General features: G+C 48.2%; 18 protein-coding genes. 13 read left to right on the forward strand and 5 right to left on the reverse strand.

Annotation, left to right across the window (positions count from 1 at the left end):
* Positions 1–22: 22 nt before the first annotated feature.
* The 3 genes from DW096_RS10430 to dut are packed head-to-tail and all read right to left on the reverse strand — an operon-like array spanning position 23 to position 2,919.
* On the reverse strand, positions 23–610 hold the full coding sequence (locus DW096_RS10430; RefSeq protein WP_057086959.1) for a DUF4292 domain-containing protein: 588 nt from the start codon (positions 608–610) through the stop codon (positions 23–25).
* Complete coding sequence (locus tag DW096_RS10435) at positions 588–2,438, reverse strand: tetratricopeptide repeat protein (RefSeq protein ID WP_005830367.1); 1,851 nt, start codon at positions 2,436–2,438, stop codon at positions 588–590. Before DW096_RS10435 ends, DW096_RS10430 begins: the two co-directional genes overlap by 23 nt.
* Positions 2,439–2,484: 46 nt before the next feature.
* The gene (gene dut / locus DW096_RS10440) at positions 2,485–2,919 is read right to left on the reverse strand and encodes a dUTP diphosphatase (RefSeq protein ID WP_025831605.1); all 435 of its coding nucleotides are present in this window, start codon (positions 2,917–2,919) and stop codon (positions 2,485–2,487) included.
* Positions 2,920–3,131: 212 nt separating this feature from the next.
* On the opposite strand from dut, the gene DW096_RS10445 reads away from it, so the two are divergent.
* Positions 3,132–4,460 carry a deoxyguanosinetriphosphate triphosphohydrolase gene (locus tag DW096_RS10445; RefSeq protein ID WP_005830369.1) on the forward strand — a complete coding sequence of 443 codons (1,329 nt, stop codon included), beginning with the start codon at positions 3,132–3,134 and terminating at the stop codon, positions 4,458–4,460.
* Between the two features lie 28 nt (positions 4,461–4,488).
* On the opposite strand, the gene DW096_RS10450 is transcribed toward DW096_RS10445, so the two are convergent.
* Positions 4,489–5,466 (reverse strand): GNAT family N-acetyltransferase, encoded by a 978-nt coding sequence (locus DW096_RS10450; RefSeq protein WP_005830370.1) that lies wholly within the window; start codon positions 5,464–5,466, stop codon positions 4,489–4,491.
* A 43-nt stretch (positions 5,467–5,509) separates the two neighbouring features.
* Positions 5,510–6,328, reverse strand: a complete 819-nt coding sequence (locus DW096_RS10455; RefSeq protein WP_005830371.1) for a 1-acyl-sn-glycerol-3-phosphate acyltransferase — start codon at positions 6,326–6,328, stop codon at positions 5,510–5,512.
* A 215-nt stretch (positions 6,329–6,543) separates the two neighbouring features.
* Between DW096_RS10455 and DW096_RS10460 the strand changes: the two genes are divergently transcribed.
* The 12 genes from DW096_RS10460 (at position 6,544) to murG (ending at position 21,078) form a co-directional block, all read left to right on the forward strand.
* Positions 6,544–7,047, forward strand: a complete 504-nt coding sequence (locus DW096_RS10460; protein ID WP_008662699.1) for an RNA polymerase sigma factor — start codon at positions 6,544–6,546, stop codon at positions 7,045–7,047.
* 376 nt (positions 7,048–7,423) lie between these two features.
* Positions 7,424–7,927, forward strand: a complete 504-nt coding sequence (locus DW096_RS10465; protein ID WP_005830374.1) for an RNA polymerase sigma factor — start codon at positions 7,424–7,426, stop codon at positions 7,925–7,927.
* A 168-nt stretch (positions 7,928–8,095) separates the two neighbouring features.
* Complete coding sequence (locus DW096_RS10470) at positions 8,096–9,517, forward strand: glycoside hydrolase family 125 protein (RefSeq protein ID WP_085931532.1); 1,422 nt, start codon at positions 8,096–8,098, stop codon at positions 9,515–9,517.
* Positions 9,518–10,038: 521 nt separating this feature from the next.
* Entirely contained in the window at positions 10,039–10,515 is a 477-nt protein-coding gene (gene mraZ, locus DW096_RS10480) for a division/cell wall cluster transcriptional repressor MraZ (RefSeq protein WP_005834563.1), read from the forward strand.
* Positions 10,516–10,525: 10 nt separating this feature from the next.
* Positions 10,526–11,446, forward strand: coding sequence for a 16S rRNA (cytosine(1402)-N(4))-methyltransferase RsmH (rsmH, locus tag DW096_RS10485; RefSeq protein ID WP_008662693.1), 921 nt, complete (start codon positions 10,526–10,528; stop codon positions 11,444–11,446).
* A 9-nt stretch (positions 11,447–11,455) separates the two neighbouring features.
* Positions 11,456–11,806, forward strand: coding sequence for an FtsL-like putative cell division protein (locus DW096_RS10490; RefSeq protein WP_005830386.1), 351 nt, complete (start codon positions 11,456–11,458; stop codon positions 11,804–11,806).
* 87 nt (positions 11,807–11,893) lie between these two features.
* The gene (locus DW096_RS10495; RefSeq protein ID WP_005830388.1) at positions 11,894–14,032 is read left to right on the forward strand and encodes a penicillin-binding protein; all 2,139 of its coding nucleotides are present in this window, start codon (positions 11,894–11,896) and stop codon (positions 14,030–14,032) included.
* Between the two features lie 45 nt (positions 14,033–14,077).
* Complete coding sequence (locus DW096_RS10500) at positions 14,078–15,526, forward strand: UDP-N-acetylmuramoyl-L-alanyl-D-glutamate--2,6-diaminopimelate ligase (protein WP_016272445.1); 1,449 nt, start codon at positions 14,078–14,080, stop codon at positions 15,524–15,526.
* A 122-nt stretch (positions 15,527–15,648) separates the two neighbouring features.
* Entirely contained in the window at positions 15,649–16,917 is a 1,269-nt protein-coding gene (mraY, locus tag DW096_RS10505) for a phospho-N-acetylmuramoyl-pentapeptide-transferase (RefSeq protein WP_005830392.1), read from the forward strand.
* A 95-nt stretch (positions 16,918–17,012) separates the two neighbouring features.
* Positions 17,013–18,347: a UDP-N-acetylmuramoyl-L-alanine--D-glutamate ligase gene (gene murD, locus DW096_RS10510; protein ID WP_034525910.1), complete on the forward strand. Its 1,335-nt coding sequence runs from the start codon at positions 17,013–17,015 to the stop codon at positions 18,345–18,347.
* 91 nt (positions 18,348–18,438) lie between these two features.
* The gene (locus DW096_RS10515) at positions 18,439–19,755 is read left to right on the forward strand and encodes an FtsW/RodA/SpoVE family cell cycle protein (protein ID WP_005830397.1); all 1,317 of its coding nucleotides are present in this window, start codon (positions 18,439–18,441) and stop codon (positions 19,753–19,755) included.
* A gap of 99 nt (positions 19,756–19,854) precedes the next feature.
* A complete protein-coding gene (gene murG / locus DW096_RS10520; RefSeq protein WP_117878562.1) occupies positions 19,855–21,078 on the forward strand; it encodes an undecaprenyldiphospho-muramoylpentapeptide beta-N-acetylglucosaminyltransferase in 1,224 nt (407 codons plus the stop codon).
* Positions 21,079–21,134: the final 56 nt, after the last annotated feature.

The following is a 21,134-nucleotide window of genomic DNA, read 5'->3' on the forward strand; positions in this document are numbered from 1 at the left end:
TTATCTGACAATTATCAACTAATCAAAGGTCCATCAGCATTTCCAGCAGTTCTTCCAGCTCCACCTCTTTATATTTCTGTGAGAGCTGGGTAGGAGTCAGGGCAAAAGGCTTATCCGAGAAGTTGGAAAGTTCAATCTTTCCCTTTTCCAGAGAGGGTATCCCGAGTTCCTTGCCGGTAAGCACCTTCTTGCCATTGGGTTTGGAAGCAGCATAAAGCAGTTTCTCCAAATGGGCAAAATCCGCCTTCTTGGGCAGCACATCCTTCAGTTCCTTACGTGTTGCACGGACATAACGTTTTCCCATACGGTCTACCAACAGAATCTCATCCGGGGTGACTTCCATACGTGCCACCTCCGTACGAAGTATCGGCATCAGAAAGGAAATCTGCATGCATTCTTCCTTCTTCAACTTCATCGTACCGTTCACAGTAAGGGTGGCATCTTTATGGGGTACCGTCAGCTGCACTTTGGAGGAAAGGCAGGCAGATTCTCCGGACAGAGGACTTGAGTGACGCGAAGTCTTGCAACCGGCAAGCCCCACAGCCAGCAACAACAGCAAGGACAATAGGCGGCACGTCCTTGCCATATCATTCAGCAGGTTTAGTTTCATCTGATATATATTTCTTTTTTTGTATTTTCTGTTTCAACGTATCAGAGCGATTGCCCTTATCCCAGGCTTGTTTCCAGTATTTCAAGGCACCTTCCGCATCGCCAGTCATGTAATAGATATCTCCGCAATGTTCCAAGACCACGTCACTGCTATCTTTATCATTCTTTATCGCCTCATCTATGTAGAGACGCGCCTCGGCATAATTACCTTTAACAAACAATATCCATGCATATGTATCGAGATAGGTGGAATTGTTCGGCTCGGCTTTCACTGTCTTGTAGCTCATCTCTTCCGCCTTGTCCAAGTCGCGGCGCTCCACGGAAAGATAATATGCGTAGTTATTCAAGGCACCGATGTTTGAAGGATTGTACACCAAAGCGGAATCATAAGCCGCATAAGCTTCCGCATGCAGATTCTTGGTGTGATAAGCATCACCGATAATGGCATAAAAATCTGATACGACCTCCTTCTTGCTGTCGTCCTTGACGTGCGACAAAGCCTTTTGACAGATGGCAAGGGCATCATCCGTCCGTTCCGCCTGGTTGTAGGCAATGGCCAGATAGAAATAGAACTCCAACATATCGGGATTGGACTCCACACCGGCTTCGCACAAATTCATTATTTCCTTGTAATCCTCCTGGCGCACAGCTTCCCCCAGCAATGTCATACGAGCCGCTGTGTTGGTAGGGTCTATCGCCAGAACCTGGCGCAGAACCGGTCCTGCCTCCTTGTTCATTCCTTTGGAAAGAAGATATTGGGCATACAGCAAAGGTAATTGCGCCTCATCGGGCTCCTGCTCCATGATACGGTTGAAGAGCGTAATGACACGTGTACTGTCCTTGCCTGCCTGCTCGTTCTGCACGATGAACTGCCGCATCACATTCAGTTTGGTGTCCGAAGCCACTTTCTTGTTCAGCAACAGCGTGTCCAATTGCTGTTCATACAGCTCCTTCTGTCCGGTCTCTTCGTAGTAAGAAGCCAATGAGTACATGGCCATTGCATTGTCCGGCTCTTCGGCCAGCACCTTCTTGTAAATCTCATAAGCTTCCTGCTTTTTCCCGTTCTGCATATAGACATCCCCCAGCACAACTTGATAGCGCATATCGTTGGGATACTCTTCTACCAGACTTTCTATTTCATGAAAGGCGCTCTTGTCGTCCTTCTTTTGCAGATAGATGCGGAACTTCTCCATACTGAGCTGTTCATTCTTGCCCATCCGTTCCTCGAGCTTGTTCAGTATACCGATAACTTTGTCATACTCTTCCTGGCGGTTGTAAATCTCCAGCAAGTTGTATAGCGGGTCCAGCTTATCCGAGAAACGTACCGCCATATTTTCCAACAAGGCAGCGGCTTTCTCCGTTTCGTTTTGCTGCATATACAGATTGGCAAGCCCCTGGGCATACCAGTAATTATCGGGAGCATTCTCCACCGCCTTTTCCAAGGCGGCTTGTCCCAACGGCACCTGCTTGAGGTACATATAATACTGGGCCATCTCATACAAAGCCGATGATGCGTTCGGGTTTATCGTCAGGCAATGTTGCAGGACATCGAAAGCCGCATCATAGTCTTTCTGGACTTTCAGACGGGCGGCTTCAAGAAAGAAGTAGTCGTAACGGCGCTGCTGTTCGGGGGTAAGCTCCTTTACGGGCGAAACGTCGGCTTTCTTCGACTTCTTCCGTTTCTTCAATTCCTTCCGTGCCTTTTCAGACCGACCATACCCGCTCATTTTCTCCTTAGAAGCTTGAACGTTGGCAGCCTGCACTCCGTACGTAGTAAAGCAGAAGGTACCTATCAACAACGCAAGTATTATTTTTACTCTGATTCTCATCTATTTAATTATAAATTCTTAACCCGTAAAACGGAACAATATCCATTCATTTTTTACCCGTATGCCCGAAGCCACCGGCACCGCGCTCCGTCTCATCCAGCACTTCCACTTCCTGCCAAAGAGCTTGTTCGTGACGCGCTATCACCATTTGTGCAATCCTCTCCCCATCTTCGATGACGAAGGTTTCTGCAGAAAGGTTGACGAGAATAATACAAACTTCACCACGGTAATCGGCATCAATCGTTCCAGGGGAGTTCAGCACGGTAATCCCCTTCTTAATGGCCAATCCGCTACGCGGACGCACTTGCGCCTCAAATCCTTCAGGAAGAGCGATATAAAGGCCAGTAGGCACCAGACACCGCTGCATCGGAGCCAGCGAAATAGGTTCATTAAGGTTTGCACGGATATCCATTCCTGCAGACAGCTCAGTGGCATAAGCCGGAAGCGGATGCTTTGATTTATTGATGATTTGTACGTTCAACATGATGTTATTTACGATTTGACGATTTACTATTTACGATTGGGGCTACTTCTATTCTTACAATTCGAGTAATTCAAGTTTCGCAATTCATCTTCCTTTTACTATAAACTTGGGCGAAAATACGGCTTTTTATACAAAATAGTGATACATTTGCAGTTAAATAATAGTAACTTCAATCGTAAATAGTAAATCGTCAAATCTCAAATAACATCATGATGAATTGGAATACGCTCATATCTGCCAAACGCTTCGGACTGGAAGAGTTTCACCAGGAACGCCATGAAAACCGCTCGGAATTCCAACGTGACTATGACCGCCTTATCTTCTCTGCCCCCTTCCGCCGTCTGCAGAACAAAACCCAGGTATTCCCTCTTCCCGGTAGTGTATTCGTCCACAACCGATTGACACACAGCTTGGAAGTATCATGCGTAGGCCGCTCATTAGGCAACGATGTATCGAAAGTTCTCATTGCCCGCCACCCGGAACTGCAAGGCAGCTACCTCACCGAAATAGGCTCCATCGTTTCGGCCGCCTGCCTGGCACACGACTTGGGAAATCCTCCTTTCGGACATTCGGGAGAACGAGCTATTTCCACCTTTTTTTCTGAAGGAAAAGGAATGTCCCTGAAGGGCCAACTGACACCTTCCCAATGGGAGGACCTTACCCACTTTGAAGGGAATGCAAATGCGTTCCGCCTGCTTACCCACCAGTTTGAGGGAAGGCGACAGGGAGGATTTGTACTCACCTACTCCACCTTGGCAAGCATCGTGAAATATCCCTTTTCATCGAGTCTTGCAGGCAAAAAGTCAAAATTCGGTTTCTTCATCACAGAGGAAGAAAGTTTTCGCCGCATAGCAGAAGAGTTGGGTATGGAGAAGCAGAACGATGCCCCGTTGAAATATGCCCGCCACCCGCTGGTCTATCTGGTGGAAGCCGCCGATGACATCTGCTACCAGATGATGGATATTGAGGATGCTCACAAACTGAAAATTCTGACTACACAAGAAACCAAAGAGTTGCTTCTTTCTTATTTCTCGAAAGAGCGCCAAGCACACCGGCTCAAAACGATGGAGATAGTAAGTGACACCAATGAACAAATAGCCTATCTGCGTTCCAGCGTTATCGGACTGCTTATCGGCGAATGCGTGCAAGCCTTTGTAGACAATGAAGAAAAGATTCTGAAAGGAGAATTTGAAGGAAGCCTCATCAACCATATATCCGAGGTACCAGCCAATGCCTACAAGCACTGTGCAGACATCTCCCTGAAGAGGATTTACCGTTCACGCGATGTACTGGACATTGAACTTGCCGGTTTCCGCATCATCAGTACCCTGCTCGAACTGATGATTGACGCCGTGCGTTCTCCGGAAAAGGCATATTCGCAACTGCTCATCAATCGCGTATCGGGCCAGTACAACATAAAAGCGCCTGCACTCTACGAAAGAATACAGGCGGTATTGGATTACATCTCCGGAATGACGGATGTATTTGCACTCGATTTATATAGGAAAATAAACGGGAATAGCTTGCCAGCGGTATAACAGACGACAAACATTCCTCCGGATAGTCCTATGATACAACCTTATTTGCTCCCGACGTAAGCTTGCACGCCTCCGGTTCGCTCGCTATGAACGACTCGATGTGGCGAATGCGCTTTTCTGCCAAAATCTCGTCCACGGCAATTAGGATACCCGTTTCCTCCACATCTCCGAAACCGTAATTGATGGCTGTACCGAACATACGCATGGTAGGGCTGAGACTCATATAGGCATTCACCAGCGGGGGAATATTATACCCCGCCTTACGGATTTCACAATTCAAAATCTTATAGTCTTCCTTAAAAGAGTCTTTACAGAAGAGAGCCGCCAATTCATTCTCGTCCGATTCCAGAAGCAACGGCTTCATCGGAGTAATCAGGTTGTCCTTATCCGCAAAATGTTTCCGAAGGAAATAAAGAATCTTATCACGGCTCTGACGATGATAGCTGGGATACATAGTCACCTTTCCGAAGAAATACTTCACATTGGGCATGACTACGGTCAGTGCGCCCAAACCATCCCACAGATTATCCAACGCAAACAGACCTTTACTGTCTGCACGCGTAGACTGATACTCCAACGTAACGAACGAACGTCCTAACTCGATGGTCGTAGGAAGATAGTCCTTCAAAAACTTATCCGAAAAGTTAAACATATGGGCAGTTGCCAGAATAGGGGCACCATGTTCATCAAAACGCACATCCGTACCTAAGATATAACGGTATCCACCCAAAATTTCTTCTGCTTCCGGATTCCAGACAATCAACTGCTTGTACGGGTTGTCCATGATGTCATATTCATCAATATCCATAGACTTGCCCGTTCCTCCTCCCGCAGCACGGAATGCAATCTCGCGCAAACGGCCGATCTCCTTCATTGTATTCGGAGAGTCTTGGGCAGTAATGATATATATCTGATTATGACTTCTATTGGTCATGCGCAGACGCTTTTCCTCAGTCAACTCCGCTTTCAACAGCTCCTTGCTTATCGGTGCAATAACATCTTCCATATTTTTCTGTTAGTAGTTCTTCTTTAATATAAATACGGTCTCTCTACAATTTATATACAATATCCTTCACATATTGCGCCCATCCGGCCGGGCTTTTCGATTTGTCGAAAGTTTGCCAGGGGATAGGCTTCCCTATGGTGATGGTAAATGTTTTATGGCGATTCTTCAGCATTTCATCTGCCAGGTAAAGCATGGCGATATTGAACTTGATGCCCAACATCTTACAAAAATTGGCAAGATTATAAAAGAAGTTGGAGTTCCGCCCCTCGAAGTGGATGGGAACTACATCACGGTGGGCTTCGACACTCTTCACGATAAAGGTCTTTTTCCAATCCAAGTCACGGATGACCCCATTCTGCCTACGCGAACAAAGCCCTGCGGGAAACATGATGAGCTGATTGTCCGAAGCAAATCCCGCCTCCACCATTCTGGGGAAGTCTTTGGCCTGCTTTCCCGTCTTGTTGATGGGGATGCAAAGCGGCGCCAGTCCGTGCAGGTTCATCAGCAGGTCGTTGACCATATATTTCACCTTGCCACCATAAAAGGAGCCCAGGACATAACCCAGTGCCACTCCATCCTGCCCACCCAGGGGATGGTTGGACACAAAAGTATAAAGCCCTTCTTTAGGCAGATTTTCCTCCCCCTTTACCACAATATTGGCATCAAGGAACTCCAGACAAGCTTTCAGGAAATCTACACCGACTTTATCTTTCGACTCCCGCAAAAAGACATTCAATTCCTCTTGATGAACGATGTGCTTCAAATAAGAAACCACGAACTTGGGGATATACTTAGACTGCTTCGGAGCCTTTTCCCGAAGTATCTTGTCTATGTCAATCAAAAATAAAGAGTCGTCAGCCATTCTTCTTTTGATGAAATGAATGCGCAAAATTAACTCATCTTTTTAATTAATCGCAAAAAAATGACAGAAAACTGCACCCGAAATCTATCAAATAGCACCTAAAAACTGTCAATTGATAGTTTTTCCCCTAAAGTATGTTTGAAATCCGTCTGCCTGAAAGAGAAAACTTCCGTAAACTTGCAATATCAAGATTAACGAAAAAAAACATAGCACATATGAACAATATAACATTTAAAAAAGACCTGCTCGGAGTTCAAGACGATTTATTGCGTTTTGCATACAAACTTACTTCCGACCGTGAAGAAGCCAACGACCTCTTGCAGGAAACATCCCTGAAAGCTCTGGATAACGAAGAGAAGTATACGCCCGATACTAATTTCAAAGGATGGATATACACCATCATGCGCAATATCTTCATCAACAATTACCGCAAAGTGGTGCGTGACCAGACTTTCGTGGATACCACGGACAATCTCTATCACCTGAACCTGCCGCGCGACGCCGCTTTTGAAAGCACAGAAAGCGCATATGACCTGAAAGAGATGCACCGCATTGTCAACGCCCTTCCACGGGAGTACAAGATTCCCTTCTCCATGCATGTCTCCGGCTTCAAATACCGCGAAATTGCAGAGAAGCTAGGGTTGCCCTTAGGCACGGTAAAGAGCCGCATTTACTTCACCCGCCAAAAACTACAACAAGACTTGAAGGATTTTGTTTAAGCACTCAGCATATAAAACCAGTGATTTCCATAAATTAAGAAGAGTACAGATTTTAGTTGTATCAAAAGAGAGAAAGGCAGGCCGGGACAATCCCGCGTCTGCCTTTCATGGTCTCGCCCCTTGTATTTCGTACACAAACTCATTCAAGCCGTTACGCTTTGCGACAATATTATTTACAAAAATCAGGATAGCAATCTCTGGCTACATCCCACTTTTCCACCTATCCGAGGCACTGAAAGCTAACCAAAGCCACCCGAAAACTGCCAATTGTTAGATTTTACCCCAAAGAGAGTTTGATTTCCGTCTATCAAAAAGAGAAATCATCCGTAGCTTTGCATCATCAATAAAACGAACAATAATTTAAAAAACATCCATTATGAATAATAGAACATTTACCCAAGACCTACTCGGAGTTCAAAACGACTTATTACGCTTTGCATATAAATTAACCTCCGACCGCGAAGAGGCCAACGACCTGCTTCAAGAGACATCCCTGAAAGCTCTGGACAATGAAGAGAAGTACACACCTGATACCAACTTTAAAGGATGGATATATACCATCATGCGTAATATTTTCATCAACAATTACCGTAAAGTGGTACGTGACCAGACATTTGTAGATACCACAGACAATCTCTATCATCTGAACACGCCGCACGACCTCACACTCGACAGCACAGAAGGCGCCTACGACCTGAAGGAAATGCACCGCATTGTCAATGCCTTGCCACGTGAGTACAAGATACCTTTCTCCATGCATGTCTCCGGTTTCAAGTACCGTGAAATCGCAGAAAAGCTGAACCTCCCACTTGGAACAGTAAAGAGCCGCATCTTCTTTACCCGCCAGAAACTGCAACAGGAACTGAAAGATTTCAGATAAGAGAATACGACAACCTAAGAATTGTTTATTAATTGGCCGGATAAAAAAGTAAATATGCTTATCTTTGGGCAATCATGGGACACAAACCAAGATACCTAAAGAAAAACCGAGTAATTAATAAACAACATGAAGAAACAGACAATCATTACAGCCTGCACATTTGCAGCAATGACAATGGCTACTCCTGCCGTTTTTGCCGTACAGCCGGCCATGAGTAACCACGTATGCGCCTCCGACGCTATCAAGAAAGACAACCGACCGGTAGAATCAAAACGACTGTTCCGTTCCAAAGCCGTAGAAGAACAAATTCAACGGATACAGCAGCTGCTGAAAAATCAGAAGCTGTCATGGATGTTCACTAACTGCTTTCCCAACACGCTGGACACCACCGTCCATTTCCGCAAGGACAAGAAAGACGGGAAGCCCGACACATTTGTCTACACCGGAGATATCCATGCCATGTGGCTCCGCGACTCAGGTGCGCAGGTGTGGCCCTACGTACAGCTGGCCAATGAAGACAAGGAACTGAAGACGATGCTTGCAGGAGTCATCAACCGCCAATTCAAGCTGATTAATGTAGACCCGTTTGCCAACGCCTTCAACGACGGCCCCATCCCCGACGGACACTGGAAAACCGACCTTACCGACATGAACGACGAGGTGCACGAGCGTAAATGGGAAATCGATTCACTGTGTTATCCGCTACGCCTTGCCTACCATTACTGGAAAACGACCGGTGATACAAGCATCTTCGATGCCGAGTGGATAAAAGCAATCCAAAACATCCTGACCACCTTCCGCGACCAACAGCGCCGTGACGGACGCGGTTCCTACCATTTCCAGCGGGTAACTGAACGCGCACTGGACACGATGACCAACGACGGCTGGGGCAATCCGGTGAAACCGGTCGGACTGATTGCATCTTCTTTCCGCCCTTCCGATGACGCCACCACCTTCCAATTCCTGATACCCTCCAACTTCTTCGCCGTATCTTCGCTGCGTAAGGCAGCCGAGATTCTGACTGAAGTCAATAACCGCCCGGAGCTTGCAAAAGAATGTACCGACCTGGCCGGAGAAGTAGAAACCGCCCTACGAAAATACGCTACCTACAACCATCCCAAATACGGCACCATCTATGCCTTCGAGGTAGACGGTTTCGGCAACCACCTTCTGATGGACGACGCCAATGTACCGAGCCTTATCGCACTGCCCTATCTGGGCGATGTGGACATCAACGATCCTATTTACCAGAACACCCGTCGTTTCGTATGGAGCGAGGATAACCCATACTTCTTCAAAGGTACGGCAGGCGAAGGCATTGGAGGTCCGCACATCGGCTACGACATGATTTGGCCGATGAGCATCATGATGAAAGCCTTCACAAGCCAGAACGATGAAGAGATTAAAACTTGCGTGAAGATGTTGATGGATACAGAAGCCGGAACCGGCTTTATGCACGAGTCTTTCCACAAAGACAATCCCGCCAAGTTCACCCGCGCCTGGTTTGCATGGCAAAACACATTGTTTGGCGAACTCATTCTAAAACTGGTGAACGAGGGCAAGCTAGACTTGCTGAACAGCATACAGTAAAAAAACATTTATCCCCCCTGGATTCTGTGGATGAATGTAATAATCAACCACTCCAGGGGGAATATTATCACTCCTCCCTCCCATCATCTTCCGGTAAGTAGTAACGTTCACAAAATAGACGGGAAGTTAACAAAAAAAGTTTCAGAAGTTAATACTAAAACAAGAAAGAGTTAAGAAAGAGCTTTATCCCAAACTTTGGTTTTTCCAAACCAAGCCTGGGGATAGAGAAACCAAGTCTTGGTTTAGATATCCGCAAAGCTGGGAAAGAAGTTTCCCACCCAAGACACCATTCCACCAACAAGCGACTTTCAAACCAAAGACCGTCATCCTCAACCGAATCTTTTCAAAAGAGACTACACGAATCCCCCACCAGCAAAGCGTTTCAAAAGCAGCTTCATTATCAAATGAATAAGCTATCAACAAGGTGTTGAAAACTTCTTCCTAAGATTTTAGTTAAAAGATTGTGGGGAATTGTGGGGAAATGTGTATTTTTACCGTCGCTTATTATAATAAGGTGAGAAATGATACAATTTTTAGGTAATATCGAGGCTAAGGCGGATGCAAAAGGAAGAGTTTTCATCCCGGCCACCTTCCGGAAACAGCTGCAAGCCGCTTCTGAAGAAAGACTCGTGTTGCGTAAGGACGTGTATCAGGATTGCCTGGTGCTCTACCCGGAAAGTGTATGGTTTGCCACTCAAAACCAACTTCGCTGCCGGCTGAATAAATGGAACGCCAAACAACAAATGATTTTCCGCCAGTTCGTAAGTGACGCGGAAGTCATGACCCCTGACGGGAACGGACGCATCCTGCTCCCAAAACGTTACCTGCAAATGGCGGGTATACAAAGTGATGTCCGCTTCATTGGTGTGGACAACACAATAGAAATCTGGGCTAAGGAACGTGCCGACCAACCATTCATGAACCCCGACGAGTTCAGCGAGGCTCTTGAAGAACTGCTGGGAGACGAAAATATTTGTTGTGACGAAAATAAGCTATAAACAACAGATGATGAAAGAAGAAACAACATATCACATCCCCGTATTGCTGATGCCGAGCGTAGATGCAATGAACATCCGTCCGGACGGCACGTATGTAGACGTAACGTTTGGTGGAGGAGGACATTCGCGCGAGATACTGTCCCGCCTGGAAGACGGCGGCCGGCTGCTGAGCTTCGACCAGGACGAGGATGCGGAACGTAACATTGTGAACAACCCGCATTTTACATTCGTACGCAGCAACTTCCGCTACCTGCACAACTTCCTACGCTATCACGGCATCGAAAAAGTGGATGCCATACTTGCCGACCTCGGCGTATCTTCCCATCACTTTGATGACAGCGAACGGGGATTCTCCTTCCGCTTCGACGGGGCACTGGATATGCGTATGAACAAGCGTGCCGGCCTAACCGCTGCCGACATCGTGAATACCTACGAAGAAGAAAAGCTGGCCGATATTTTTTATCTGTACGGCGAGCTGAAGAACAGCCGGAAACTGGCATCTGTCATCGTTAAGGCACGGGCTACGCAGAGAATTGCCACCATCGGCGAATTTCTGGAAATCGTCAAACCACTCTTCGGCCGCGAACGCGAGAAGAAAGAACTGGCAAAAGTATTCCAGGCATTGCGCATTGAGGTAAACCAGGAAATGGAAGCACTGAAAGAAATGCTGTATGCGGCAACAGAAGCGCTAAAGCCGGGAGGCCGCCTGGTGGTGATAACCTATCACTCCCTGGAAGACCGTATGGTGAAGAATATCATGAAAACCGGCAACGTGGAAGGCAAGGCCGAAAAAGATTTTTTCGGGAACGTATTGACCCCGTTCCGGCTAGTCAACAACAAAGTGATTGTACCGGACGAGGAAGAGATAGAGCGCAATCCGCGTTCGCGCAGCGCCAAGCTGAGAATTGCAGAAAGAGTAATGAATGATTAGTGACTAGCAATGGAAAAGAAGCAAGAAGAAAAGAATACGGAAAAGGTGAAAAAACGCACCTCACTGAAGAACATCATCGGAGGCGACATTCTGGCCACAGACTTCTTCCGCCGCCAAGCCGGATTGTTGTTCCTTATCATGGTGCTTATCATTATTTACATCAACAACCGTTACGAATGCCAACTGCAACTGATAGAGATAGACAATCTTAAAAAAGAGCTGATAGACATCAAGTACGATGCCCTGACACGCAGTTCGGAATTGATGGAGCGGAGCCGCCAATCGCGCATCGAGGAATACATCGCCACCAAAGAAAGCGATTTGCAGACTTCCACTAATCCACCGTATTTACTAAAATAATGGAGAATTGAGGATTAAAGTAATTTCAATAGTACATCGTAAATCGTTAAATCGTAAATAACATTGGCTGTAAATAAAAAAAACATAATGACCCGTTACTTCTTCGTCGTCCTACTCATGGGGTTGGTGGGGATAGCTATTGTTGTGAAAGGCGCCATGATTATGTTTGCCGAGCGACAGTACTGGCACGATGTAGCCGACCGCTTCGTAAAAGAGAATGTAACGGTGAAGCCCAACCGGGGAAATATCCTGTCCTCGGATGGCAAACTGATGGCTAGTTCGCTGCCGGAATATAAAATATATATGGACTTCATGTCCGGCGAAAGGGACGAGAAGCGCCGCAAAAAGGACCAGCAGCGCAAGGATTCTATCTGGAAAGCCAATTTCGATTCCATCTGTATCGGGCTTCATCAGATTTTTCCGGACATCAGTGCCGCCACCTTCAAAAGCCATCTGCGCAAGGGGCGGGAGATGAAGAGCCGGAACTACAACATTCTTCCCAACCGCAACCGGCGCATCTCTTACATTCAGTATAAGGAAGCCAAGCGGTTACCCGTATTCAAGATGAACAAGTACAGAGGCGGGTTCCACGAACAGATATACAACCAGCGTAAAAAGCCGTTCGGTTCTTTGGCAGCCCAAACCCTGGGCCGTCTCTATGCCGATACAGCCATGGGAGCCCGTAACGGCATTGAACTGGCCTTCGACACCCTGCTGAAAGGACGGAACGGTATTACCCACCGTCAGAAGGTGATGAATAAATACCTGAATATCGTAGACCTTCCCCCGGTAGACGGTTGTGACATCATATCCACCCTCGACGTAGGCATGCAGGACATCTGCGAAAAAGCCCTGGTGGACAAGTTGAAGGAAATCAATGCCAACGTCGGGGTAGCCGTACTGATGGAAGTGGCTACCGGAGAAGTAAAGGCCATTGTCAACATGATGAAAGCCGGAGACGGCAATTACTACGAAATGAACAGTAATGCCATCAGCGATATGTTGGAACCGGGCTCCACCTTCAAGACAGCCTCCATTATGGTGGCACTGGAAGATGGCAAGATAACCCCGGATACCGAGGTAGACACGGGCAACGGTATTATGAATATGTACGGCAGCAAGATGAGGGACCACAACTGGCACCGGGGAGGTTACGGAAAGATAGATGTGACACGTATTCTGGAAGTTTCTTCCAATGTGGGTGTCTCCTACCTCATCGACAAGCACTACAAGGATAATCCGCAGAAGTTCGTGGACGGTTTGAAGCGCATGAGCATCGACCAGCCGCTTCATCTGCAAATACCCGGTGAAGGGAAGCCCAACATCAAAGGACCCAAAGAGCGTTATTTTGCCAAAACGACTTTGCCGTGGATGAGTATCGGCTACGAGACTCAGGTACCTCCTATGAACATACTGACCTTCTACAATGCCATAGCCAACAACGGGGTCATGGTACGCCCCAAGTTTGTGAAAGCAGCGGTAAAGGACGGTGAGGTAGTGAAAGAATATCCTACGGAAGTAATCAATCCCAAGATATGTTCCGACCATACCCTGACACAGATCCGCGAAATCCTTCGGAAAGTGGTATCGCAAGGTCTGGCAAAACCCGCCGGCAGCAAGCAATTCTCCGTATCGGGCAAGACGGGTACGGCACAGATTTCACAAGGAGCCGCCGGATATAAGTCGGGACGGGTGAATTACCTTGTAAGTTTCTGCGGATATTTCCCCTCGGAAGCACCCAAATACAGTTGCATCGTTTCCATTCAGAAGCCTGGGTTACCAGCTTCAGGCGGTCTGATGGCAGGTAGTGTCTTTGGGAAAATAGCAGAAAGAGTTTATGCCAAAGACCTGCGTTTTGACATACGCAGTGCCATAGACAGTACCACCAATGTGATTCCTCCCGTGAAAGCCGGAGAGATGAACGAAGCACTCCTTGTACTGAATGATTTGAAAGTGCCCGTTCAGAAACAGTTCGCCGGACAAAAGAAAAAGGAACAGTGGGGGCATACACAAGCAGCTCCGTCGGCAGTCATCCTGCAAGACCAGGAACCGGCCTCGGGCACCGTGCCCAGCGTGGTAGGTATGGGAGCGAAAGATGCTGTCTACCTTTTAGAGAGTAAAGGACTGAAAGTAAGGCTAAACGGCGTAGGACGGGTGAGGAACCAGTCCATAGCAAGCGGTAGCCGGATAGTGAAAGGACAAACCATAGCCCTGACACTACGTTAACATGAGAATAAACAAGATTTGGATATACACTATATATAATAAGGTATGAGATTAAGTGATTTGTTGCAAACAATACAGCCGGTCCGGATTACCGGAAGTACAAGCATGGAGATAACGGGGGTGAATATAGATTCCCGCCTGATAGGAACCGGACATCTGTTCATGGCCATGCGTGGTACGCAGACCGACGGGCATGCCTATATTCCGGCTGCCATCGATAAAGGGGCTGTTGCAGTATTGTGTGAAGAATTGCCGGAAGAGCTTAAGGCCGGCATCACCTACATTCAGGTGAAAGACAGTGAAGATGCCGTAGGGAAAGTGGCTACCACTTTCTATGGCGACCCTACATCCAAGATGGAACTCATCGGCGTGACCGGAACCAACGGAAAAACAACCGTTGCCACCTTATTATATAATACTTTCCGCTATTTCGGCTACAAGGTCGGACTGGTTTCCACTGTATGCAATTACATCGACGACCAGCCCGTACCGACCGAACACACCACCCCGGACCCGATAACCCTGAACCGCCTGCTCGGAGAAATGGCAGATTCCGGCTGCAAGTATGCCTTCATGGAAGTCAGTTCCCATTCCATTGCCCAAAAGCGCATCAGCGGTCTGAAGTTTGCCGGCGGTATTTTCACTAATCTGACCCGCGACCATCTGGATTATCATAAAACGGTGGAGAACTACCTCAAAGCCAAGAAAAAGTTCTTCGACGAACTGCCAAAAGGAGCTTTCAGCCTGACCAACCTGGATGACAAGAACGGACTTGTGATGACGCAGAATACCCGTTCGAAGGTATACACCTACTCTTTGCGTAGTCTTAGCGACTTCAAAGGCAAAGTCTTAGAGTCTCATTTCGAGGGAATGTTGCTCGACTTCAACAATCACGAACTGGCAGTACGTTTCATCGGAAAGTTCAATGCCTACAACCTGCTGGCGGTATTCGGTACTGCCGTATTGCTTGGCAAGAAAGAAGAGGATGTACTGGTTGCCCTCAGCACGCTGCATCCGGTAACCGGCCGCTTCGATGCCATCCGTTCACCGAAAGGCTACACCGCCATTGTGGACTATGCGCATACTCCAGACGCCCTGGTCAATGTATTGAACGCCATTCACGGAGTGCTGGAAGGAAAAGGGAAAGTGATTACCGTTGTGGGCGCCGGCGGCAACCGCGACAAAGGCAAGCGTCCCATCATGGCCAAAGAATCCGCCCGCTTGAGCGACCGGGTCATCATCACCTCCGATAACCCGCGCTTTGAAGAGCCGCAGGACATCATCAACGACATGCTGGCGGGACTGGATAAAGACGACATGCAGAAAACCATCAGCATCACCGACCGCCGCGAAGCCATCAAGACAGCCTGCATGCTGGCACAGCCGGGAGACGTGATTCTCGTTGCAGGCAAGGGGCATGAGAATTATCAGGAGATTAAAGGCGTGAAACACCATTTTGACGACAAAGAGATATTAAATGAGATAATGTGCTAATATGCCAATGTGCTAATCGCCATGCGTCATGTAGGATATTCATTCCTTTACCAGCAGATATACCAGACTATCAATTAGCATATTGGCACATTAGCACATTAAACAATTAAATAATTAACATCATGTTATACTATTTATTTCAATGGTTAGACAAATATGACTTCCCCGGTGCGGGCATGTTTGGCTATACATCCTTCCGTTCGTTGATGGCAATCATTCTGGCATTGCTCATTTCGAGTATCTGGGGAGATAAGTTCATCAATCTACTGAAACGCAAGCAGATTACTGAAACGCAACGTGATGCCAGCATCGACCCGTTCGGCGTAAACAAGGTGGGAGTACCCAGCATGGGCGGTGTCATCATTATTTTTGCCATACTCATTCCTTGCCTACTACTGGGCAAATTGAGCAATATTTATATGATATTGATGCTGATTACCACAATCTGGCTGGGGTCGCTGGGCTTTGCCGACGACTACATCAAGATATTCAAGAAGGACAAGGAAGGCCTGCACGGTAAGTTCAAAATCATCGGTCAGGTAGGCTTGGGACTTATCGTCGGACTGACTCTCTACCTCAGTCCGCAGGTGGTTATCCGCGAGAACATAGAAATAGAGAAACCGGACGGACAGATAGAAGTGGTGCATGCCGCCAAGGAAATCAAGGCAACACAGACCACCATCCCATTCTTCAAGAGCAACAACTTCGACTATGCCGACCTAGTGGGCTTCATGGGTGAACATGCCCAGACAGCAGGTTGGATACTGTTTGTGATTATCACGATTTTCGTAGTTACCGCCGTCAGCAACGGAGCCAACCTAAATGACGGAATGGACGGAATGGCGGCAGGGAACTCTGCCATTATCGGACTGACCTTGGGAATACTCGCCTACGTATCGAGCCACATTGAATATGCCGGCTACCTGAATATCATGTACATTCCCGGCTCGGAAGAACTGGTAATCTTTATCTGTGCCTTCATCGGTGCACTTATCGGCTTCTTGTGGTACAATGCCTATCCGGCCCAGGTATTCATGGGCGATACGGGCAGTCTGACCATTGGAGGAATCATCGCAGTATACGCCATCATTATTCACAAGGAACTGCTGATACCCATCCTTTGCGGTATCTTCCTGGTGGAGAACCTTTCGGTCATCCTGCAACGCCTCTACTACAAGGCAGGCAAGCGGAAAGGCGTGAAACAACGTCTCTTCAAAAGAACACCGATACACGACCACTTCCGCACTTCCATGAGCCTGATAGAGCCGGGATGCAGCGTAGTATTCACCAAACCGGACAAGCTGTTCCACGAATCCAAAATCACCATCCGCTTCTGGATTGTGACGATTGTATTGGCAGCGATAACGATTATAACATTAAAGATTAGATAATAATTATTCAATATGCTAATGTGCCAATGTGCTAATTGCCATGCGGCACGACAGCGCAGCTCATTAGCACATTGGCACATTAATCATATTAGTACATTATGAGAATTGTAGTATTAGGAGCTGGCGAAAGCGGCGCAGGCGCTGCCGTACTGGCCAAAGTGAAAGGATTCGACACGTTCGTCTCCGACATGTCCGCCATCAAAGACAAATACAAGGAACTGCTGGATAAATACGGCATTGCCTGGGAAGAGGGACACCACACAGAAGAGTTGATTCTGAATGCTGACGAAGTGGTGAAAAGTCCCGGTATCCCCAACGACGCACCGCTCATTATGAAATTAAAGGAAAAAGGTACGCCCATCATCTCTGAGATAGAGTTTGCGGGACGGTACACTGACGCAAAGATGGTCTGTATCACCGGCTCGAACGGAAAGACTACAACCACCTCGCTCATTTATCACATCTTCAAGAGCGCAGGCCTGAACGTCGGCCTCGCCGGCAACATCGGCAACAGTCTGGCCTTGCAGGTAGCCACGGAGCAGCATGATTACTATGTCATTGAGCTGAGTTCCTTCCAGCTGGACAATATGTATAACTTCCGTGCCAACATTGCCGTACTGATGAACATCACACCAGACCACTTGGACCGTTACGACCACTGTATGCAGAAATATGTGGACGCCAAATTCCGCATCACCCAAAACCAGACACCGGAAGACGCTTTTATCTTCTGGAACGACGACCCCATCATCAAGCGCGAATTAGACAAGCATGGCCTGCGCGCCCATCTCTACCCGTTCGCTGCCGTGAAGGAAGACGGGGCCATCGCATACGTGGAAGACGGTGAAGTGGAAATCAACGAACCGATAGCCTTCAATATGGAGCAAGAGGAGCTGGCGCTGCACGGCACACACAACCTATACAATTCGTTAGCCGCCGGCATCTCGGCCAATTTGGCCGGCATCCGGAAAGAATATATCCGCAAAGCCTTGTCCGACTTCAAGGGAGTGGAACACCGGTTGGAGAAAGTAGCCACCGTACGCGGCGTGAGCTTCATCAACGATTCCAAGGCTACGAACGTAAACTCCTGCTGGTATGCCCTACAAAGCATGACCGGCAAAACCGTACTTATCCTCGGCGGTAAAGACAAAGGAAACGATTACACGGAAATCGAAGACCTCGTACGCGAAAAGTGCTCTGCCCTGGTCTATTTGGGTTTGCACAACGAAAAGTTGCACGCCTTCTTCGACCGTCTGGGACTGCCCGTAGCCGACGTGCAGACCGGCATGCAGGATGCCGTAGAAGCAGCCTTCAAGCTGGCAAAGAAAGGTGAAACCGTGTTGCTCAGTCCTTGCTGTGCCTCCTTCGACCTCTTCAAGAGCTATGAGGACCGCGGCAATCAGTTCAAAGCATGTGTCAGAACACTATAAGATACGGATGCCGCAACAGTCCTATTACGCATCCCGTAACAAGAATGGCAACTTTTAATTCTTTAATTATTAATTTTTAATTTGCGAAGCATTGGATTTATTAAAGAGCATATTCAAAGGCGATAAAGTGATTTGGATTATTTTCCTTTTCCTTTGCCTCATCTCCATCACAGAGGTATTCAGTGCTGCCAGTACGCTGACCTACAAGAGTGGCGACCACTGGGGACCGATTACGCAGCACAGCATCCTCCTGATGGTAGGCGCCGTCATTGTAGTACTGGTACACAACATCCCCTATAAATGGTTTCAGGTGTTCCCGGTATTCCTGCTTCCGATATCCATCGGACTGCTGGCTTTTGTGATGCTGATGGGATTCATTACCGGCGACCGCGTAAACGGCGCAGCCCGCTGGATGACCTTCATGGGCATTCAGTTCCAGCCGTCAGAAATAGCGAAGATGGCCGTTGTCATCGTTACCGCCTTTATCCTCTCGAAAGGGCAGGATGAAGACGGTGCAAGTCCGAAAGCCTTTAAGCGCATCATGATTATTACCTGCATTGTCTGTGGCCTTATCCTGCCAGAAAACTACTCGACGGGAATGCTGCTCTTCGGAACGGTCTACCTGATGATGTTCATCGGACGGGTATCTGCCAGGAAACTGCTGATACTGGGAGGAGGAATTGTGGCATTCGTAACAGTCTTTGTCGCCTTCCTGCTGGCCACGCCAGACAAGACATTGGAAAATATACCGATGGGACACCGCTTCACCACTGTAAAATCCCGTATTGCAGACTTTACCAACAAGGAGGAAGTTCCTGCCGCCAAATTCGACATCGACGGCGACGGGCAAGTGGCACATGCCCGTATTGCCGTAGCTACGAGCAACGTTGTAGGCAAGGGTCCGGGAAACTCCGTACAGCGTGACTTTCTGAGCCAGGCATTCTCCGATTTCATCTATGCCATCATCATCGAGGAACTGGGACTGGTAGGCGGAATAGTCGTTGTGTTCCTTTATGTCTGCCTATTGGTGCGAGTGGGCCGTATCGCCAAAAAATGCGACCGCACTTTCCCCGCTTTCCTCATTACCGGAATAGCCTTGCTGCTCGTCACGCAGGCGCTGTTCAACATGATGGTTGCCGTAGGTCTGGCACCCGTCACGGGACAACCGCTTCCACTCATCAGCAAGGGTGGTACATCCACTTTCATCAACTGTGCCTACATCGGCATGATACTGAGTGTCAGCCGCTATACAGCCAAGCTGGAGGAACAGCGGATGCATGATGCGCAAGTGCCGATGCTGATAGATGCCGGAAATGCCGAGCACCCGGAACAACCGGCCGATAGCGAAGCACAGACAGCCGCCGAGCCGACAGCAAAGGTACTGAACAGTGATGCGGAGTTTGAATAACAGCCTCTCCCCCAACTCCTCCCCCGTAGGGAGGGGAGAAAAGAATAATAGAGTAATGGAGAGCATGCCAATAATACAAAAATAAAAAAGAACAAGAATATGAGTAAAGAGGCGAACAACTATACAACCCAAAGTAACTCTACCCCTCTCCCTACGGGGAAGGGGGTGAGGCTTATCATCAGCGGCGGCGGTACCGGAGGACATATCTTTCCGGCCATCTCCATCGCTAACGCCATAAAAGAGTTGTGTCCCGACGCGGAGATTCTCTTCGTAGGTGCCGAAGGAAGAATGGAAATGCAGCGTGTTCCAGATGCCGGTTACCGGATTATAGGCTTACCCGTTGCCGGATTCGACCGTAAACATCTGTGGAAGAACTTCTCCGTACTGCTGAAACTGATACGAAGCCAGTGGAAAGCACGGAGCATCATCAAGGAGTTCCGCCCGCAAGTAGCCGTCGGTGTAGGTGGCTATGCCAGTGGTCCTACGCTGAAAATGGCGGGCATGATGGGTATTCCCACGCTGATACAGGAACAGAATTCCTACGCCGGTGTCACCAACAAGCTGCTGGCACAGAAGGCATGCAAGATTTGCGTGGCCTACGAAGGCATGGAAAAGTTCTTCCCGGCAGAAAAGATAATCATGACAGGTAATCCGGTGCGCCAGAACCTGCTCGGACATTCCATCCTGCACGCAGACGCCGTAAAGTACTTCGGATTGAACCCGGAAAAGAAGACTATCCTCATTCTGGGCGGTAGTCTTGGAGCGCGTACCATCAACCAGACACTGACCGCCGGCCTGGATATCATTCGTACCCACCCCGACGTACAGTTTATCTGGCAGACTGGCAAGATATACATTGACCAAGTCAGAGAAGCCATTACAGCCACTACGGGAGAAGCCGTACGTAACCCGCATATCAGTGCCATTCCGAATCTGTATGTGACGGACTTCATTAAGGATATGGCAAACGCCTATGCCGCTGCCGATCTGGTGATTTCACGTGCCGGAGCCGGTTCCATCTCCGAGTTCTGCCTGCTGCACAAGCCGGTCATCCTGGTTCCCTCACCCAATGTGGCCGAAGACCATCAGACCAAGAATGCGCTGGCGCTGGTGGATAAGGATGCAGCTATCTATGTGAAGGATGTGGAAGCGAAAGAGAAGCTGCTGCCGGTGGCGTTGGAGACAATCGCTAACCCCGAGAAGCTGCAAGACTTGAGCAAGAATATCGCCAAGCTAGCGTTGCCGGACTCGGCGACAATTATTGCGAAGGAGGTATTGAAGAGCCTCTCCCCTTGTCCCTCCCCCGTAGGGAGGGGGGAATAGATAGTACTGCTATCGTTCTTTTTATAATATCATACTTTTGGAAGAAGAGTTTGAAG

This window comes from Bacteroides sp. AM07-18 (assembly GCF_003602695.1).
In the GTDB taxonomy this organism is placed as follows: domain Bacteria; phylum Bacteroidota; class Bacteroidia; order Bacteroidales; family Bacteroidaceae; genus Bacteroides; species Bacteroides uniformis.

What these genes read in the sequence shown, in the direction of transcription:
- DW096_RS10430 (WP_057086959.1), bottom strand. Translation starts at nt 610, where the DNA reads ATGAAACTAAACCTGCTGAATGATATGGCAAGGACGTGCCGCCTATTG.
- DW096_RS10435 (WP_005830367.1), bottom strand. Translation starts at nt 2,438, where the DNA reads ATGAGAATCAGAGTAAAAATAATACTTGCGTTGTTGATAGGTACCTTC.
- DW096_RS10445 (WP_005830369.1), top strand. Translation starts at nt 3,132, where the DNA reads ATGATGAATTGGAATACGCTCATATCTGCCAAACGCTTCGGACTGGAA.
- DW096_RS10450 (WP_005830370.1), bottom strand. Translation starts at nt 5,466, where the DNA reads ATGGAAGATGTTATTGCACCGATAAGCAAGGAGCTGTTGAAAGCGGAG.
- DW096_RS10455 (WP_005830371.1), bottom strand. Translation starts at nt 6,328, where the DNA reads ATGGCTGACGACTCTTTATTTTTGATTGACATAGACAAGATACTTCGG.
- DW096_RS10460 (WP_008662699.1), top strand. Translation starts at nt 6,544, where the DNA reads ATGAACAATATAACATTTAAAAAAGACCTGCTCGGAGTTCAAGACGAT.
- DW096_RS10465 (WP_005830374.1), top strand. Translation starts at nt 7,424, where the DNA reads ATGAATAATAGAACATTTACCCAAGACCTACTCGGAGTTCAAAACGAC.
- DW096_RS10470 (WP_085931532.1), top strand. Translation starts at nt 8,096, where the DNA reads ATGACAATGGCTACTCCTGCCGTTTTTGCCGTACAGCCGGCCATGAGT.
- mraZ (WP_005834563.1), top strand. Translation starts at nt 10,039, where the DNA reads ATGATACAATTTTTAGGTAATATCGAGGCTAAGGCGGATGCAAAAGGA.
- rsmH (WP_008662693.1), top strand. Translation starts at nt 10,526, where the DNA reads ATGAAAGAAGAAACAACATATCACATCCCCGTATTGCTGATGCCGAGC.
- DW096_RS10490 (WP_005830386.1), top strand. Translation starts at nt 11,456, where the DNA reads ATGGAAAAGAAGCAAGAAGAAAAGAATACGGAAAAGGTGAAAAAACGC.
- DW096_RS10495 (WP_005830388.1), top strand. Translation starts at nt 11,894, where the DNA reads ATGACCCGTTACTTCTTCGTCGTCCTACTCATGGGGTTGGTGGGGATA.
- DW096_RS10500 (WP_016272445.1), top strand. Translation starts at nt 14,078, where the DNA reads ATGAGATTAAGTGATTTGTTGCAAACAATACAGCCGGTCCGGATTACC.
- mraY (WP_005830392.1), top strand. Translation starts at nt 15,649, where the DNA reads ATGTTATACTATTTATTTCAATGGTTAGACAAATATGACTTCCCCGGT.
- murG (WP_117878562.1), top strand. Translation starts at nt 19,855, where the DNA reads ATGAGTAAAGAGGCGAACAACTATACAACCCAAAGTAACTCTACCCCT.